18 protein-coding genes are annotated in these 16725 nt (G+C 70.7%); 10 read left to right on the top strand and 8 right to left on the bottom strand.

The window, feature by feature from the left end:
- Entirely contained in the window at positions 1–765 is a 765-nt protein-coding gene (locus K7957_RS17755; protein ID WP_343228453.1) for a hypothetical protein, read from the top strand.
- A 283-nt stretch (positions 766–1048) separates the two neighbouring features.
- Here K7957_RS17755 and rplL read toward each other — a convergent pair whose 3' ends face one another.
- Both rplL and rplJ read right to left on the bottom strand, forming a co-directional pair.
- A complete protein-coding gene (gene rplL / locus K7957_RS17750) occupies positions 1049–1426 on the bottom strand; it encodes a 50S ribosomal protein L7/L12 (RefSeq protein ID WP_183923453.1) in 378 nt (125 codons plus the stop codon).
- A gap of 68 nt (positions 1427–1494) precedes the next feature.
- Positions 1495–2010, bottom strand: a complete 516-nt coding sequence (gene rplJ, locus K7957_RS17745) for a 50S ribosomal protein L10 (RefSeq protein ID WP_223013967.1) — start codon at positions 2008–2010, stop codon at positions 1495–1497.
- Between the two features lie 400 nt (positions 2011–2410).
- Here rplJ and K7957_RS17740 point away from each other — a divergent pair, with 400 nt between their 5' ends.
- Positions 2411–4933 carry a PhoX family protein gene (locus tag K7957_RS17740; RefSeq protein ID WP_223013814.1) on the top strand — a complete coding sequence of 841 codons (2523 nt, stop codon included), beginning with the start codon at positions 2411–2413 and terminating at the stop codon, positions 4931–4933.
- 199 nt (positions 4934–5132) lie between these two features.
- Here K7957_RS17740 and K7957_RS17735 read toward each other — a convergent pair whose 3' ends face one another.
- Complete coding sequence (locus K7957_RS17735; RefSeq protein WP_246617242.1) at positions 5133–5984, bottom strand: LysR family transcriptional regulator; 852 nt, start codon at positions 5982–5984, stop codon at positions 5133–5135.
- 251 nt (positions 5985–6235) lie between these two features.
- On the opposite strand from K7957_RS17735, the gene K7957_RS17730 reads away from it, so the two are divergent.
- Positions 6236–7243 carry a bile acid:sodium symporter family protein gene (locus K7957_RS17730; RefSeq protein WP_223013809.1) on the top strand — a complete coding sequence of 336 codons (1008 nt, stop codon included), beginning with the start codon at positions 6236–6238 and terminating at the stop codon, positions 7241–7243.
- On the opposite strand, the gene K7957_RS17725 is transcribed toward K7957_RS17730, so the two are convergent.
- Positions 7230–8135 (bottom strand): pirin family protein, encoded by a 906-nt coding sequence (locus K7957_RS17725; RefSeq protein ID WP_223013807.1) that lies wholly within the window; start codon positions 8133–8135, stop codon positions 7230–7232. The genes K7957_RS17730 and K7957_RS17725 overlap by 14 nt on opposite strands.
- A 111-nt stretch (positions 8136–8246) precedes the next feature.
- Between K7957_RS17725 and K7957_RS17720 the strand changes: the two genes are divergently transcribed.
- Entirely contained in the window at positions 8247–8612 is a 366-nt protein-coding gene (locus K7957_RS17720) for a hypothetical protein (protein WP_223013805.1), read from the top strand.
- Positions 8613–8752: 140 nt separating this feature from the next.
- Here K7957_RS17720 and K7957_RS17715 read toward each other — a convergent pair whose 3' ends face one another.
- Entirely contained in the window at positions 8753–9406 is a 654-nt protein-coding gene (locus K7957_RS17715) for a TIGR02117 family protein (protein WP_343228452.1), read from the bottom strand.
- 23 nt (positions 9407–9429) lie between these two features.
- Between K7957_RS17715 and phhA the strand changes: the two genes are divergently transcribed.
- From phhA to K7957_RS17700, 3 genes are all read left to right on the top strand, one after another.
- The gene (gene phhA, locus K7957_RS17710; protein ID WP_223013803.1) at positions 9430–10302 is read left to right on the top strand and encodes a phenylalanine 4-monooxygenase; all 873 of its coding nucleotides are present in this window, start codon (positions 9430–9432) and stop codon (positions 10300–10302) included.
- 194 nt (positions 10303–10496) lie between these two features.
- Complete coding sequence (locus K7957_RS17705; RefSeq protein ID WP_223013801.1) at positions 10497–11057, top strand: FxDxF family PEP-CTERM protein; 561 nt, start codon at positions 10497–10499, stop codon at positions 11055–11057.
- 109 nt (positions 11058–11166) lie between these two features.
- Positions 11167–11373: a hypothetical protein gene (locus K7957_RS17700; RefSeq protein ID WP_223013799.1), complete on the top strand. Its 207-nt coding sequence runs from the start codon at positions 11167–11169 to the stop codon at positions 11371–11373.
- Positions 11374–11385: 12 nt separating this feature from the next.
- Here K7957_RS17700 and K7957_RS17695 read toward each other — a convergent pair whose 3' ends face one another.
- Positions 11386–11535 carry a hypothetical protein gene (locus K7957_RS17695; protein ID WP_223013797.1) on the bottom strand — a complete coding sequence of 50 codons (150 nt, stop codon included), beginning with the start codon at positions 11533–11535 and terminating at the stop codon, positions 11386–11388.
- Between the two features lie 72 nt (positions 11536–11607).
- On the opposite strand from K7957_RS17695, the gene K7957_RS17690 reads away from it, so the two are divergent.
- From K7957_RS17690 to K7957_RS17680, 3 genes are all read left to right on the top strand, one after another.
- Entirely contained in the window at positions 11608–12309 is a 702-nt protein-coding gene (locus K7957_RS17690) for an NAD-dependent deacylase (RefSeq protein ID WP_223013795.1), read from the top strand.
- 223 nt (positions 12310–12532) lie between these two features.
- Entirely contained in the window at positions 12533–12901 is a 369-nt protein-coding gene (locus K7957_RS17685) for an SAM-dependent methyltransferase (protein WP_223013793.1), read from the top strand.
- Entirely contained in the window at positions 12898–13161 is a 264-nt protein-coding gene (locus K7957_RS17680) for a hypothetical protein (protein WP_223013791.1), read from the top strand. The genes K7957_RS17685 and K7957_RS17680 overlap by 4 nt, the downstream gene beginning before the upstream one ends.
- A gap of 35 nt (positions 13162–13196) precedes the next feature.
- On the opposite strand, the gene K7957_RS17675 is transcribed toward K7957_RS17680, so the two are convergent.
- Positions 13197–15230 carry an ATP-binding protein gene (locus K7957_RS17675; RefSeq protein ID WP_343228451.1) on the bottom strand — a complete coding sequence of 678 codons (2034 nt, stop codon included), beginning with the start codon at positions 15228–15230 and terminating at the stop codon, positions 13197–13199.
- Positions 15227–16714: an ATPase domain-containing protein gene (locus K7957_RS17670; RefSeq protein ID WP_223013789.1), complete on the bottom strand. Its 1488-nt coding sequence runs from the start codon at positions 16712–16714 to the stop codon at positions 15227–15229. The genes K7957_RS17675 and K7957_RS17670 overlap by 4 nt, the downstream gene beginning before the upstream one ends.
- Positions 16715–16725: the final 11 nt, after the last annotated feature.

The raw sequence follows: 16725 nt of genomic DNA, 5'->3' as shown, positions 1-16725 counted from the left end.
GTGCCTCCGCCCGCCTCCGCTCCGCCGGCGGCGCCGTGGCGGGCGGACTGGCTGATCGCGGGCGGGCTCGTCGTGCTTGCCGGGGTCGTGCTGCTGCTCTGGCAGCGACGGCGCAAGGGACGGCGCGGCGTGGACGCCGTTGAGGTCGCGGTCTCCCCGCCCACAGCGGAGCCGCGCACGCACCGGCCGCCCGCCTCGGAGTCGGCATCACCCGTCGCCCCCGTGCCGAGCAACTCCGCCCCGGCAGCGCCCGCCGCCGCGACACCGCGCGCCCGATTGACCGTGGCGCTGCGCCCGCGGCGCGGCGGGATCAACCTGCTCACCGCGACGCTCGATGCCGAGCTGGAGATCGTCAACACCGGCGACGTGCCGGCGGGGGCGATACACGTCGCCGCGCGGCTACTGAGTGCGCACCGCGACCAACAGGCCGAGCTCGACGCGCTCTTCGCCGAGCCGCGTATCCGGGCCGCGATACCGCCGTTCGCGCTCGCACCGGGCGACGGTCGCATGATCCCGCTGCTCCTGACGCTGCCGCGCGCGGCGATCCGGCCGATCGACATGGGCGGGCGCGCGATGTTCGTGCCCGTCGCCGCGGTGGACGTGCGTTATGTCAGCGGCGCGGGGGAGGCGCAGAGCGCGGCGGCGTTCGCGGTGGGCGTGGAGCGCGCCGGCGCGGCGAAGCTGGCACCCTTCTGGCTCGACGGCCCGCTGCGGATGCACGAGACGCTCGGCGCGCGGCCGCACGGCGAGCCGGTCCTGCGCTGAGAGGGCAGTCAGGAACAGTCGCCGCGATCGTCGCTGTCCCGCCGGCGCCTGTTTGAGGGCGCGGCATTGCCAAACCACCGCCGTCATCCCGGAGCAAGTCCGGGATGACGGAGGTGCGGTGAGCGTGGCGCGGACTTGCCATCGCTGAAACGGCGCCACGAAGCGCCTAGCGGACATCCCGCACGTCCGCCAACGCGAACGGGGCGACCTTCCGCCAGGAAGGCCGCCCCGCTGCTGCTGAGCCCGTGGCCCGCGGGCGAACCCGCGGGATCCGGTGATCGGCTTACTTGAGCTCGACGGTCGCGCCGGCTTCCTCGAGCTGCTTCTTGACCTTCTCGGCCTCGTCCTTGCTCACGCCTTCCTTGACCGGCTTCGGCGCGCCCTCGACGAGAGCCTTCGCCTCGGTCAGGCCAAGCCCGGTGAGCGCGCGGACCTCCTTGATGACGTTGATCTTCTTGCCACCGTCGCCGGTCAGGATCACGTCGAACTCGGTCTTCTCCTCGACGGCCGGAGCCGCCGCGCCGGCGCCGCCGGCGGCCGGAGCCGCGACCGCGGCGGCGGCCGAGACGCCCCACTTCTCTTCGAGCAGCTTCGAGAGCTCGGCGGCCTCGAGGACGGTCAGCTCGCTCAGCTGGTCAACCAGCGCGTTCAGGTCTGCCATGATCTTACTTCCTATCAAGCGGGGACAGGTGCCCCATGTTCACAAACAATTGCCGGTCAGCTGCCCGATCAGGCGGCTTCCTTCTCCGCGTAAGCAGAGAGGACGCGCGCGATCTGCGCGGCCGGTGCCTGGGTGATCGTCGCGATCTTCGTGGCCGGGGCCACGATGAGGCCGACGAGCTTGGCGCGCAGCTCGTCCAGCGACGGGAGCGTCGCCAGTGCCTGCACGCCGGCCAGGTCGAGCGCGGTTGCGCCCATCGCGCCGCCGACGATCTCGAACTTGTCGGTCGTCTTGGCGAAATCGACCGCCACCTTGGCCGCCGCGACCGGGTCGGTCGAGGACGCCAGGCCGACCGGACCGGTCAGCATATCGCCGAGCGAGCCATAATCGGTGCCGTCGAGCGCGATCCTGGCAAGCTTGTTCTTCGAGACCTTGTAGCTCGCGCCGGCGTCCCGCATCCGGTTGCGCAAGTCGGTCGACTGCGCCACCGTCATCCCGAGGTTGCGGGTGACGACCACCACGCCCACCTTCGAGAAGGTATCGTTCAGCTCGGCGACGGCCGCGGTCTTCTGACTACGATCCATGCCATTCTCCACGTTGGGACAGAGGGCCGAGGCCGCCTGTCCGAGTATGAACCGCCGCGCGCAGGCGCCCGGCGATACAGTCCAGCGATGGGGAATGGGAGCCCGTGCGGGCAGCGACTGCACGCGCCTCTCAGGGCACGCCGCGGCCGCGTTGGTCCTGTCCCCGTCTCGGCGGGGAATTAAGGCCCAAGGGCCACCCGCTGTCTCGGACGGTGCGTCATCGCCCGAAGACGGGACGCGCGGGGCGGCTCATAGCGGATCGCGCCGGCTAGTCAAGCGGGCAGCCTCTGTCACGCGGACGTAACACCGGCGTCATCCGGCTCTCATCAAATTGTCGCGCCCGTGCCTCGGAGCAGGGCCAATAGACCTGGGTACAAGCACATAGCGCCCAGGGAGCGTCATGACCGACCAGCAGTTCAGCCCCGCCACCGCGTCCTACGACGACGGTGACGTCGACACCAACCCGACCCGCAACCCGCACCTCGCCGACCTCGTCGCGCGCCGCTACTCGCGCCGCCAGATGATGGGCGGCATGAGCGCGATGACCACCGCGGTGTTCGGCGGCGCGCTGCTGTCCGGCTGCGACGATGACGGGAACGACGTCATCACCGTCTCCGACGGCGTCGACGTTCAGACCCAGGGCGGTCGGGTCGTGACGCTCACCGCCACCGCGACCGACAATGCCAGCACGACCAAGTCCACCCAGGTCAGCGGCCCGACCGTGCCGGTGATCGCGAGCGGCAACTCGATCACCTTCACCGCGCCCAACGTCGCCCAGTCGACTGCTTTGGTGTTCGAGTTCACCGCCAGCGGCGGCAGCGGCTCGAGCAGTGCGCGCTCCACCGTCACCGTCCTGCCCGCGACGCTCGCCTTCACCGCGGTGGCGAAGAACCTCAACGATGTCGTGACCGTGCCGTCCGACTATCAGGTGACGGTGCTCTACCGTCTCGGCGATCCGATCGCTTCCAGCATCGCCGCCTATGCCAATGACGGCAGCGACACCGATTTCGCGCAGCGCGCCGGCGATCATCACGACGGCATGTCGTTCTTCGGCCTCGCCGCGAGCGGCACCGCGCCCGACACCAGCAACAACACCCGCGGCGTGCTCGTGCTCAACCACGAGAACATCACCCAGGCCTATCTCCACGCCAATGGCCCATCGCCGTCGCCGCGCCCCGAGGCCGAGGCGATCAAGGAGATCGAGGCCCACGGCGTCTCGGTGATCGAGGTCACCCGCACCAGCAACACCGGCGCGTGGAGCTACGTCCAGGGCAGCGCGCTCAACCGCCGCATCACGCCCAACACGCCGGTGCAGTTCAACGGCCCGGTGCGCGGCAATGCGGCGCTGCGCACGCTCTACTCGGCCGACGGCACCACCGGGCGCGGTACGATCAACAACTGTGCCAACGGCTATATGCCCTGGGGCACCTACCTCACCAACGAGGAGAATTGGGCGGGCTATTTCCGCCGCAACGCGGGTGACGCCGCGGTCCGCACCGCCGCCGGCAGCGCCAAGCAGAACGTGTCGCTGACCCGCTACGGCATCGGCGAGGGCCGCGCCGGCAATTACGGCTGGACCACGGCGACGCCGGCCGACGCGGCAAGCACCGTGTTCGCGCGCTGGAATGCCACCGCCACCGCCAGTGCCGCGGCGGACGGCACCGCCGACTTCCGCAACGAGCCGTTTCAGTTCGGTTGGGTAGTCGAGCTCGACCCTTACTTGCAGACCTCGACGCCGCGGAAGCGCACGGCGCTCGGCCGCATGAACCACGAGGGCTGCATGGCCGGCCGCGTGGTCGCGGGCGTGCGCCCCGCCTTCTACATGGGCGACGACGCGCAGAACGAATATATCTACAAGTTCGTCTCCGCGACGCCCTGGGTCGCCGCCGACGCGACGCCGAGCGATCGTCTCGCCACCGGCGACAAGTACCTCGACACCGGTACGCTCTACGTCGCGCGCTTCAACGCCGACGGCAGCGGTACCTGGCTGCCGCTGACCTTCGGGCAGAATGGCCTGACCGCGTCCAACGCCAGCTACGCCTTCGCCGACCAGGCCGACGTGCTGATCAACACGCGCCTCGCCGCCGACGTGCTCGGCGCGACGCGGATGGACCGGCCCGAGTGGACCGCGGTCAACCCGGTCAACGGCGAGATGTACTGCACGCTGACCAACAACTCGTCGCGCACCCCGGCGACCACCGACGCGGCCAACCCGCGTGCCTATACCGATCCCAAGCTGCCGCAGGGCGACGTCGTCAACGCCGACCCGCCGACCAGCGCGCAGGCGACGCGCGGCAACGCCAACGGCCATGTCATCCGCCTGCGCGAGAGCGGCGACACCACCGAGGCGACCGGCTTCACCTGGGACATCTACGCCTTCGGCTCGGGCAGCGACCTCGACCCGACCAACATCAACCTCTCGGGCCTCGACGCCTCCAACGACTTCTCCTCGCCCGACGGCCTGTGGTTCGGCCTGCCGAGCAACGCCAGCGGGCAGGTCGCGCCGGTGCTGTGGATCGAGACCGACGACGGCGCCTATACCGACGTCACCAACTGCATGCTGCTCGCGGCGATGCCCGGCAGCGTGGGCGACGGCGGCACGCGCGTGGTCAACAACACGCTGACCACCGCGGCCAACACCACGACGACGAGCACCACCACCACGCGCATCGGCGCGGCGCCCGGTAGCAAGCTCAAGCGCTTCCTGGTCGGGCCGAAGGAGTGCGAGATCACCGGCATCACCTCGACTCCGGACGGACGGTCGCTGTTCGTCAACATCCAGCACCCCGGCGAGAACGGCGGCCCGGCGAACATCACGTCGAGCTGGCCGGCGAACCAGGCGGGGGCGGTGGCAACCCCGACGCGCCCACGCTCGGCGACGATCGTGATCACCAAGACCGACGGCGGGGTGGTCGGCCTCTGAGGCGGGCGCGAGGAGCGCGCCGCCGCCCGGCCGATGGGGTCGCTTCTTTAGAGACAGACGTGCGCGTACCCGTTCCCCGGCGACGGCCGGGGCCCAGCTGGGGAACGGTTCGGTGAACTCATGATGGCGATCCCGCCTGGGCCCCGGCCTTTGCCGGGGAACAGCTTAGCCTCGCGGCGCCAGCGTCACCCTTCCCTCCTCACCGCACCCCGCGCGACCAGCCGAGCATCGCCGCCGCCAGCGCCGCGGTGGCGGGGTCGTGCCCCGGCGCGATCACCACGAACTCCATCGCCGGCAGCACGGGCAGTGACTCGCCCGGCGGCAGCACCGACAATCCCGCGGGCAGCAGCCGCGCCGAGTGCGGCATCACGCCCAGTCCGGCGCGCGCCGCCGCGCTCAGCCCGGTGAGACTCGCGCTGGTGAAGGCGACCCGCCACGTGCGCCCGGCCTCCTCAAGCGTCGCGATCGCGCGCGAGCGAGTGACGCTCGGCGGCGGGTAGAGCAGCAGCGGCAGCGGCGAGTCCGGCTCGGTGCGCCAGCCCTCGCGCCCGACCCAGGCGATCGGTTCTTCCCACGCCAGCGTGCCGCGGCGATCCCCGCCGCGACGCTTGACGAAGATGAGGTCCAGCTGCCCGGCGTCGAAGGCCTCGTAGAGGTGCTCGCTGAGCCCGGCGCGCAGTTCGAGGTCGACCTCGGGGTGGCGGCGCGCGAAGCCGGCGAGCACGTCGGGCAGTGCTGACAATACGAAATCCTCCGACGCGCCGAGCCGCAGCCGCCCGCGCAGTGGCACCGCGGCGAGATGGCGCATGAGCCGCTCGCTCGCCGCCAGCACCGCGCGCGCCTGGTCGAGCAGCGTCTCGCCGTCGGGCGTGAGCGCGACCCGGTGGGTGTCGCGGTCGATCAGCCGGCGCCCAACCTGGTCCTCGAGCCGACGCATGTGCTGGCTCACCGTCGACTGACGGAGATCGAGCGACCTTGCCGCGGCGGTGAAGCTGCCGACCTCGGCGATGGCGACGAAGGTGCGGAGCAGGTCGAGCGCGATGTCGGTCATGCTTATCATGCTACATGATAAACGATATCGCGGCGATCGGGTTTGTGCATGAGCGACGATCGGCTAGATGAAGACTGAGGCGGCGCCCTTACCTCCATCATTCCCGCGAAGGCGGGAATCCAGACGCGCTAACCTCACGGCTATAGCCGCGGCGTCAGCGTCCTTCGCGAGGATGACGGAGGGGGGCGTGGGTTGCGAGGTGCCGAATCGTAGCCGTTGAGACAGACGCCACCCCGAACGAAAGGTCCCGCATGTCCTCCCGCTCCTTCCGCTGGCCGCGCGTCGACCGCTACCTGCTGCTGCTGATCGCGACCGTCGCGCTCGCCGCGCTGCTGCCCGCGCGCGGCGCCTTCACCAGCGTCGCCGACGGCGCGGTGACGGTCGCGGTGGCGCTGCTGTTCCTGCTGTACGGCGCACGGCTCGCACCCGAGGCGATCTGGGCGGGGCTCACGCACTGGCGGCTGCAGGCGCTGGTGTTCGCCAGCACCTTCGTGCTGTTCCCGCTGATCGGCCTCGCCACCGCGGCGGCGACCGGGCCCTTTCTCCCGGCGCCGGCGGTGACCGGGCTGCTGTTCCTCAGCCTGCTGCCCTCGACGGTGCAGTCGTCCATCGCCTTCACCTCGATCGCGCGCGGCAACGTCCCGGCGGCGCTGTGCAGCGCGTCGCTGTCGAACCTCGCCGGCACGCTGCTGACCCCGCTGCTCGTCGCGCAGCTGATGCCCGCCGCGAGCGGGGGCGTGTCGCTCGCCGCGCTGGAGGAGATCGCGGTGCAGATCCTGCTTCCGTTCGTCGTCGGCCAGTTGTTGCGCCCGCTGATCGGGCAATGGCTGCTGCGCCACCCGCGGCTCACCGCGACGGTCGACCGCGGCTCGGTGCTGGTCGTCGTCTACGCCGCGTTCAGCGCGGGCATGGTCGCGGGTATCTGGACGCAGGTCTCGGTGGTGGACCTCGCCGCGATCGTGGTGATCGCCAGCGTGATACTGGCGCTGGTGCTATTCGCGACCCGCGCCGTTAGCCGCGCGCTCGGCTTCAGCAAGGAGGATGAGATCGCGATCGTCTTCTGCGGCTCGAAGAAGAGCATGGCGAGCGGCATCCCGATGGCGGCGATCCTGTTCCCGGCCGCCTCGGTCGGGCTGATCGTGCTGCCGCTGATGCTGTTCCACCAGATCCAGCTGTTCGTCTGCGCGGTGCTGGCGCGGCGCTACGCCGAGCGCGCGGCCACACCGCCGCCCGCGCTCGCCGCGGTCACGGGTAGCTGACGGTCTTGGGCACCTCGGGGATCGGGATCCACTCCTTCTCGTCGCCGGGCACGCGCGCGAACTCGCCCGCCATCCAGGCGCGCTTGGCCTCGCGGATCGCCTCGCGCGACGAGTGGACGAAATTCCACCAGACGTGGCGCTTGGTCGCGAAGGCCGCGCCGCCGGCGAGCATCGCGCGGCCGCCCAGCGCCGAGCTGAGCGTCGCGGCGGTGCCGGGTCGCAGCACGTAGAGCTTGCGCGGCTCGAGCATGAGCCCGTCGAGCGCGGCCTCGCCCTCGGCGAGATAGAGCGCGCGCTCGTCGGTGCTGACGTCGATCGGGACGCTGGCACCGGGATCGAGCACGACGTCGGCGTAGATCGTGTCGGCGTAGGTGGTGGTCGGTGCCCGCGCCCCCCACAGCGACCCCATGATGACGCGCGCGCGCGCGCCGCCGGCCTCGACGATCGGCAGCGCGCCCGCGCCGACATGCTCGAACGCGGGTGCGATGTCCTCGCGCCCGTCGGGCAAGGCGAGCCAGGTCTGGATACCGGCGAGCGCGGGGCCGTCGGCGCGGACGTCGGCGGGCGAGCGTTCGGAGTGGACGATGCCGGTCCCCGCGGTCATCAGGTTGACCGCGCCGGGCGTGATCCGCGCGTCGGTGCCGAGCGAGTCCTTGTGCTGGAACGCGCCGTCGAACAGGTAGGTGACGGTCGATAGGCCGATATGCGGGTGCGGGCGCACGTCGACGCCGTCGCCGGGGGCGAGATGCGCCGGTCCCATCTGGTCGAAGAACAGGAACGGGCCCACCATCGTGCGATCGCGATGGGGCAGGGTGCGGTACACCTTGAAGCCGCCGAGATCGTGCGTGGCGGGCTCGAGCGTCTGCAGGATCAGGTCGTCGCGGGTCGACATGGCGCGTCTCTCAGGTCGGGAGCCGCTGCGCTAGCAGGTTGGCGGCCCGGCGGAAACCGTCGCACCCGGCGGTCGCGGGAACGCGCGCCCGCGCCGCCCGTTGACGCGCGCATGACCCAGAAAAGCAAGCCAAAAGGCAAGAGCAAGCGCGGCTACAAGCCGGATCACCACCGCCGCGACCGCGCGATCGCGGCCGCCGGCCTGATCGGCGCGGTCGCGGCCGGCATCGGCGCGGCGCTGCGGTTCGGTTGGTTCGATCGATACTTCCCGGGCGACGACGGCGAGCATGCCGCACCCGACCTCGCGGCCGACGCGCCGACGCCGGGCACGACCCGCGCGCCCGAGGCATTCCGGCCAGATCCGACCGCGCCTGTCCCCGCATCCGAGCGTGAGTCACTCCGCCCCGCGACCGGCCCTGCGCCGACGATGGCAGCGACGCGCGGCGAGATGGCGAATCAGACCGGCGCGGCGAACTGACACTGCTCGCGGACGGTCTGTTCTAGTGTCCCGGCGAAGGCCGAGGCCGAGTTGGCACGCCTACGGCGGTATCATGGGCGTGTCCCGCCGGGGGCTCAGCCTCCGCCGAGACGCGATCGGGATTTTAGATCCCGCTCACGTTAGAACCACCGCGTCACGGTCGTAGGGAAAGGGGTCCATCGCCCCACACGCACCCCCGCCGCGGACAGCGTGTTCCCGGTCCAGGCGTTGCACGTCGTGACGGCGTCGTATCGCCCCGCGCCGGGATAGAAGGCGTCGTAGTCATAGTAGCCGCGCACCGCCGGCCCGGCGGCGCGGCTCGCCCGGATCGCCGCCGCCAGTCGGCGATATTCCCTCGGCCGAAGGACGATCGCGCGCACGTCGTCGCCCGACAGCGGGCGGCGTACGTGCTCGACGTGGACGAGCGTCGAGTCGCTGCCGAAAGCTGCCCCGAGCAGCACGCCGGGTCGCACGTCCCACCAGGTCGGCGTGCCGAGATAGAAGCCGCGCTCGCCCCAGCCGATCGCGACATGGCCGTAGCCGGCGTAGCGCGGATCGGCGAGGTCGGCGGCGGGGAAGTCGGACGTCCAGTCGATCCCGGCGGCGCGTTTGGGCAGCACCAGACCGGTGTGGACGCCATTGTCCTCCACCCAGATCGTCACACCCTGCGCGGGCGGGCGCCAGGCGGCGTTGCGCGCGATCAGCCCGCCGACTGTCCCCGCCACCGCATAGCCGAACACGAGCAGCGCGAGCGCGGCGAGCAGGCGACCGAGCGAGGCGGATAGTCGGGCCACGCGGCCATGCTATACCGTCCGTCATGACCGAGGAAACACATGTGCTCGATTCTCCTCCGCCCGGCGCCGCGACCGACTGGACCGTCGCGCAGGATTGGTCGCATTACACCGCTGAGGAGCATGCCACCTGGGACACGCTGTTCCAGCGCCAGCGCGCGCTGCTGCCAGGGCGCGCATCCGAGGCGTATCTGCGCGGGCTCGACGTGCTCCGGCTGTCCAAGCCGGGCATCCCCGACTTCGCCGAGCTGTCCGAACGGCTGATGAAGCTCACCGGCTGGCAGGTGGTGGCGGTGCCAGGGCTGGTCCCCGACGACGTGTTCTTCGACCATATGGCGAATCGCCGCTTCGTGGCGGGCAATTTCATCCGCCGGCCCGATCAGCTCGATTACATCCAGGAACCCGACGTCTTCCACGACGTGTTCGGCCATGTGCCGATGCTCGCGGACCCGGTGTTCGCCGATTACCTCGAGGCCTATGGCCGCGGCGGGCAGCGCGCGCTCGAGCTAGGTGCCCTGAAGCAGCTCGGCCGGCTCTACTGGTACACGGTCGAGTTCGGGCTGATCGACGAGGGCGACGGGCTGCGCATCTACGGTTCGGGGATCGTCTCCTCGGCGGCGGAGACGCGTTTCGCGCTGGAAAGCGCTAGCCCCCATCGCATCGCCTTCGACCTGAGGCGCGTCATGCGAACCGATTATCGTATCGACGACTTCCAGCAGAATTACTTCGTGATCCCGAGCTTCGACGCGCTGCTGCGCGCGACGGTGGAGACCGACTTCGCGCCGCTCTACGGCGAGCTCCTGGCGCGGCCTGACGTGCCCGTCGCGACGATCCTGCCGGAAGACGAGGTGATCACGCGCGGCACTCAGGAGCACGTGCGACCCGCCGCAGCGGGGTAAGCCACGGACCCTTTTCGGCGGTGACGTTACCAGTGTCGCGGAAAGGTTCCCGATAAAATCGAACAAACGCTTGTTTTGCCTGCCTCGCGCTGGGGCAGGTGGGGTTAACAAGAGGGTCACACCGATCGGCGCTCTCGGGCATTCTGAGCGACGGCTTCGTGCGCCGAAGTCGTGTTCCAGTCAGGGAGTTCGTAATGAAATCTGTCGTCGCTGTCGCCGTCGCCGCCGCCGCGGTGGTCGGTGCTGCCGCCCCCGCCGCCGCCGCCACCTTCCCGGTCGGCTCGTCCAACTTTACCGCCACCGCCGGCGCCGGCGGCACCTTCGCGGGCGCCTTCAAGAACCAGGGCATCGGTGCGGGCACCTTCTCCGACGTCTTCACCTTCACGCTGCCGACCAACGGCCTGGGCAGCGGCACGGTGACCACCAGCGTGACGGATCTCGGCTCGGTCAACGACCTCGACTTCACCTCGGTGACGATCAACGACATCGCCGCGTCGATCACCAAGACCGCGGGCGGCGCTTTCGAGGTGGCCTTCATCAACAACGTGCCGATCATCGCCGGTCAGCTCAACCGTCTCGTCGTCAACGGCGTGTCGCGCGGCAACGGCGCGTACGGCGGCCAGGCGACCTTCACCCCGATCAACTCGGCGGTGCCCGAGCCGGCGACCTGGGCGATGATGATCATGGGCTTCGGCGTGGTCGGCTACGCGATGCGTCGCCGTCGCTCCACGGTGCGCTTCAGCCAGGCGGTCTAAGCACTTTCTCGCTGCGCGTCGACGCGAGTCGATGCAACGAGGGCGACGCTGAACCGCGTCGCCCTCACCCCGCGCCGGCTCGATCGCCGGCGGTCAGGACCATCGCACCATGTTGAGCCGGTCGACCATCCCCTCGCTCGCGGGCACCACCCGCGTCACTTATTGTCAGGATCAGCCCAAGCGCTTCCTCTGCGAGCGCGACGAGGCGTCGCTGCCCACCGCCGGCGGGTTCGTCGCGCTGGGAGAGGTGCGCTACGCCGTACGCCGCGTCGAGCGCATCGCGCGCGAGGCGCTCGCTTATGTCATGCCCGACTGACGCCGACGCGGTTCAGTCGTCTACCTGATGGTTGTGCTCGGTCAGCGTCGGATCGTGCGCGCTATCCTTGAACACCAGCAAGACCGCGATGACCGGGACCAGGCCGAGCGCGATCGCGACCAGCAGACGTTTCGCGGCATAGCGGCCCGGCCCTCGCGGCATCGTCGGCTCCGATCGTCGTACACTCCGATGCAGCGCTAGCCGTTCCAATTTCCTGGCTATATCACCTGGAGCATGAGCGTCGCCGGCAACATCGTCATCCTCACCGGCGCCGGCATCTCGGCGGAGAGCGGTATCGCCACCTTCCGCGGGCCGGGCGGCCTGTGGGAAGGGCATCGCGTCGAGGACGTCTGTACGCCCGAAGCGCTCGCGCGCGATCCAGCGCTGGTGCACCGCTTCTACGACCTGCGCCGCGCCGCGCTCGATACGGTCGCGCCCAACGCCGCGCATGACGCGCTCGCGCGGCTTGACGCCGCCTGGCCCGGCGAGCTGTTGATCGTCACCCAGAACGTCGACGACCTGCACGAGCGCGCCGGCGCGCGCCGGATGCTCCACATGCACGGCGAGCTGCGCTCGGCGCTGTGCGCTGCCTGTGGCACGCGCCGTCCCTGGCGCGGCGCGCTGCCACCCGCGACGGTCTGCCCGGCGTGCGACGCACCGGCGCTACGGCCCGACATCGTCTTCTTCGGCGAGATGCCGTACGAGATGGAGCGGATCGAGTCGGCGCTCTCGCGCGCCGACCTCTTCGTCTCTATCGGCACGTCCGGCGCGGTCTATCCCGCCGCCGGCTTCGTCCGCGCGGCTGCCGCGGCGGGTGCTGCGACCCTCGAGCTCAATCTCGAGCGCTCGGCGGGCAGCACCTGGTCTGGCGAGACACGGCTGGGGCCGGCGGGTGTGCTCGTGCCGACCTGGGTCGACTCGCTGCTGCCGGAATGAGGCCGCTATACGCGGGCGCTACGCGATCGATCGCGATCACTCTCGCAAGCCTATGCGCCGTTCCGTAGCTGCAAGAACGGGCGGTCGGACGCCCGGTCATGCGAGGCTATGACGCGATATGGTGCGGCTTCACCCTGTTTCTCTGTCGATCCCCTGTGCGAGGGCGCCGCTGCGGTCGGCGGTGTCATCCCAGCATCCGACGGACGACGTGCGCTGGCCCGCGTTGGCGCTGGCGCTCGCCGAACTGCGCTCGGCGCGACGCCGTGCGGTGCGGATCGTCGATGCCGACTGCGGTGACGGCGCACTGCTGCTCGCTGCGGCGCGGCAGGCGCGCGCGCTCGGCTTCGTCGCGATCGAGGCGCGCGGCATCGACGGTGCACCCACGCTGATCGCGCGCGCCCGCGCTGCAGCGGCGGCGCTCGACGACGCAGCCATCGGCATCCGGTTCGACTGTGCCGACATGGTTGCGGCGCTGGCACAGGAGCACGACCTTCCGGCGGATATCGTGCTGGCGCCGGCCACGGCGCCCAGGTCGGTGGCGGTCGCGCTTACGCGCGCCGGCGACCGCGTGCTCACGGGAGCGTGCGCGTGACGCGGCGCGATCTCGCCTGGCGTGTCGGCGGCCTGGTGCTGACGACGGGCGCCTGCACCGCCTGTCTGCTGCTCGACCGTTCGCCGCTGATGATGCCGCTCTTCGTCGTCGCGCTGCTCGGCCTGCCGCTGATGATCCACGGCAAGCGCGTGGCGCAGGTGCTTCGCGCCGAGCGACGCGGCCATGCGCTCACCGCGGGTGCGCTACATGCGGCGAGGTTGCGGGCGCGCGGTCAGAACGGCGACGGCTTCGGCGCGTGAGGCGTGATGGCGACGCGTCGCCCGTCGTACTGGCGCTAACGCCGCCGCTCGGCCAGCCGCACCACCTTGCCGTCGCTCGTCAGCGCGGTGAGCGCGCCGGCGAGGTCCGCGCGGCGGAACGGCTTGGCGAGCTGCGGTAGCTCCAGCGCGAGGTCGCCGCCGGCATAGCCCGTCACCACCAGCACCGGCAGGTCGGGGCGGCGGCGGTGGACCGCGGCGGCGAGCTCGGCGCCGTTCATCCGCGGCATCATGTAATCGGTCAGCACCGCGTCGACCGGAAGACCGTCATCGAGCGCTGCGAGCGCGGCCGCGCCGTCGCTTGCCTCGGTGACCTGATGGCCGAGGTCGCGCAGCATCTCGGCGGTGCCGGCGCGCACCAGCTCCTCGTCGTCGACCAGCAGCACCGCGAGCGGGCGGGTCTCGGCGATCCGCTCGCCCGCGGCGTGGCGCGCGCCGGCGTCGGCCTCGCGCTCGGCAACGGGCAGATAGAGGTCGGCGCGCGTGCCCTGGCCGGGCTTGCTCGTCATGACGAAGGCGCCGCCGAGCTGCGCGGCGAGCCCGTGGACCATCGAAAGGCCCAGCCCGGTGCCCTTGCCGCGCTCCTTGGTGGAATAGAAGGGCTCGATCGCGCGCGCCAGCGTCGCCGCGTCCATGCCGGTGCCGGTGTCGATCACCGCGAGCCGCACATAAGCGCCGGGCGCTAGCCGGAGCGGCGAGCCCGGCCCGACCGCCTCGGTCGCGGCGACCACGGTGAGCCGACCGCCCTCGGGCATGGCGTCTCGCGCGTTGACGCACAGGTTGAGCAGCGCCAGCTCGAGCTGATTGGGGTCCGCCACCGCGGGCGGCAGGTCGTCGGGCAGCACCAGCTTGAGCTCGACCCGGCCGCCGACCGAGCTGGCGATCAGGTCGCGCATCCCCTCGATCAGCGCGGCGGTGTCGACAGCGTGCGTCTCCAGCGCCTGGCGCCGCGCGAACTGGAGCAGGCGCTGCACCAGCGTCTTGGCGCGCTCCGCCGACTGGAGCGCGCCGTCGATCAGCCGGGCAGTGCGCGCGTCGTCGGTGTAGCGCTTGCCGAGCAGATCGAGCGCGCCGGTGATCGGCGTGAGCAGGTTGTTGAAATCGTGCGCCACCCCGCCCGTCAGCTGGCCGATCGTCTCGAGCTTCTGCGCCTCGTGGAGCTGCGCCAGCGCCAGCTCGCGCTCGTCGATCGCGGCGGCGACGCGGCGCTCCAGCGTCTCGTTGAGCTCGCGCAGTGCGATCTCGGCGCGCTTGCGCTCGGTGACATCCTGGAAGATCACCGCCACCTCGCGCCGGCTCGCCGGCTCCACGCGAAAGGCGGCGAGTTCGAGGTGGCGCCGCGTCGCGACCAGCTCGCGCTCGAAGCGGATCGCCTCGCCGCTGGTCAGCACCTCGCGGTACAGCGCGATCCAACCCTGGGCCTCGTCGGGCACCATGTCGCGCACCTTGCGCCCGACCGCGTCGGCGATCCCGGTGTGGCGCTGGTAGGCCGGGTTGGCCTGGACGTGGACATAGTCGCTCAGCGGGCCGTGCGGACCGTCGAGGAACTCGATCACGCAGAAGCCCTCGTCCATCGTGTCGAACAGGGTGCGCAGCCGCGCCTCGCTCTCGCGGATCGTGATGAGCCGCGCGCGCGCCTCATATTGCCGACGCCGTCCGCGGATCGCGGCGCGGGCGAGGCTGATCAGCGTGGTCGGATGGAACGGCCGCTCGAGGAAGGTGACGTTGCCGAGCAGCTCGAGATGGCGCACCGCCGCGGGGTTGCGCTCCAGCCCGCCGCCGCGGTTGGTCAGCAGGATGAAGGGCAGGTCGGACCATTCTTCCTGCTCGCCGATCCAGCGCGATAGCGCGCGCACGTCGGCGGTGGCGACCGCCTCCTCGGTGACGACGGCATAGCCCGCGCCGCGGTCGAGCTCGGCGATCAGGCCGGCCAGCGTCTCGCACGCGCTCGCCTCGAGCCCCGCCTCGGCCAGCATCCCGGTCGCGACCGCGGCATCGCGGCCGCGCGGGGCCAGCACCAGCGCGCGTTCCGAGAGCGTGCTGCGCTTCACGCCTCCTCGCGCGCGAGCAGCGTGGGTTGGCCGAGCAGCTCGGGAACGCCGCGCAAGATGCCCTGGAAGCCGACCAGCGGTTCGCCGAGTGAGACGCCGCGCGCGCCGATCTGATACTCGCGGATCGAGTTCTCGTGTGACCCGGTGCGTTTCTTGACGACCGATATAGCTCGCCGAACTTGCCCGAGCGCCTCGAAATAACGCAGCAAAACGACGGTATCGGCGAGATAGGTGACGTCCACCGGCGTGCTCATGTCGCCGACCAGCCCGTGCTGGGCCACGGTGAGGAAGGTCGTCGCGCCGCGGCGATTGAGATATTGCAGCAGCTCGTGAAGGTGGAGCACCAGCGCCTGCTCGCCCGGCATCGACGTCTGGTAGCCGTTGAGGCTGTCGACCACCACGGTCTGCGCGCCATGCTGCTCGACACAATGCCGTACCCGTGCCGAGAACTCGCCCGGGGTCAGCTCGGCGGCGTCGACCTGCTCGAGCGTGAGCTGGCCCGCCGCGACCATCGCCGCCAGATCGATGTCGAGCGCGAGCGCGCGCTGCACCAGGAGGCCGACCTCCTCGTCGAACACGAACATCGCCGCGCGCTCGCCCCGCGCCACGGCCGTCTTGATGAAGGTGAGCGTCAGCAGGGTCTTGCCGGTGCCCGCCGGGCCGAGCACCAGGACACTGGACCCGCGCGCGATGCCGCCGCCCAGCAGGCTGTTGAGCTCCTCGGTGTCGGTGGTGACGACGTCGCGGGTGAAATCCACCTTGTGCTCGGCCGAGATCAGCCGGGGGAAGACCTGTACGCCACCCGTGGCGATCGTGCTGTCATGGTAACCGCCGCGGAAGCGTCGACCACGATATTTGATCACGCGCAGGCGGCGGCGCTCGGCACCATAATCGGGCGCGAGTTCCTCCAGCCGGATCACGCCATGCGCGACCGAGTGGACGGTCTTGTCGTTCGAGTCGGTGGTAAGATCGTCGAGCATCAGGACGGTCGCGCCGCTTCGCGCGAAATAATGCTTCAGGGCCAGGATCTGGCGCCTGTAACGCAGCGAACTCTGCGCCAGCAGCCGGATCTCGGAGAGGCTGTCGATCACCACCCGTTCGGGGCGAGTGCGCTCGAACGCCTCGAAGATCCGCCGGGTCGTCTCGCCGAGCTCGAGGTCGGACGAGTAGAGCAGGCTCTGCTGCTGTTCCTCGTCGAGCAGGTTCTCGGGCGGCACCAGTTCGTAGACGTCGATGCCGGCGAGGTCCCAGCCATGCGCCCGGCCGGTGGTACGCAGCTCGTCCTCGGTCTCTGACAACGTGACGTACAGGCAGCGCTCGTCCAGCGCCGCCCCCGTGATCAGGAACTGCATCGCGATCGTGGTCTTGCCGGTGCCGGGGCTGCCCTCCACGAGGAAGGTGCGCGCGCGTTCCAACCCGCCGCCGAGCACGTCGTCGAGCCCCGCGATCCCGATCCGCGCGTCGCCTGCGGTAACTGCTGGCACTTCGTCCTCCG

Origin of the sequence: Sphingomonas yunnanensis (assembly GCF_019898765.1) — a bacterium.
GTDB lineage: Bacteria > Pseudomonadota > Alphaproteobacteria > Sphingomonadales > Sphingomonadaceae > Sphingomonas > Sphingomonas yunnanensis.
Note: the sequence above shows the minus strand (reverse complement) of the source record. Positions and strands in the feature narration are given on the sequence as shown.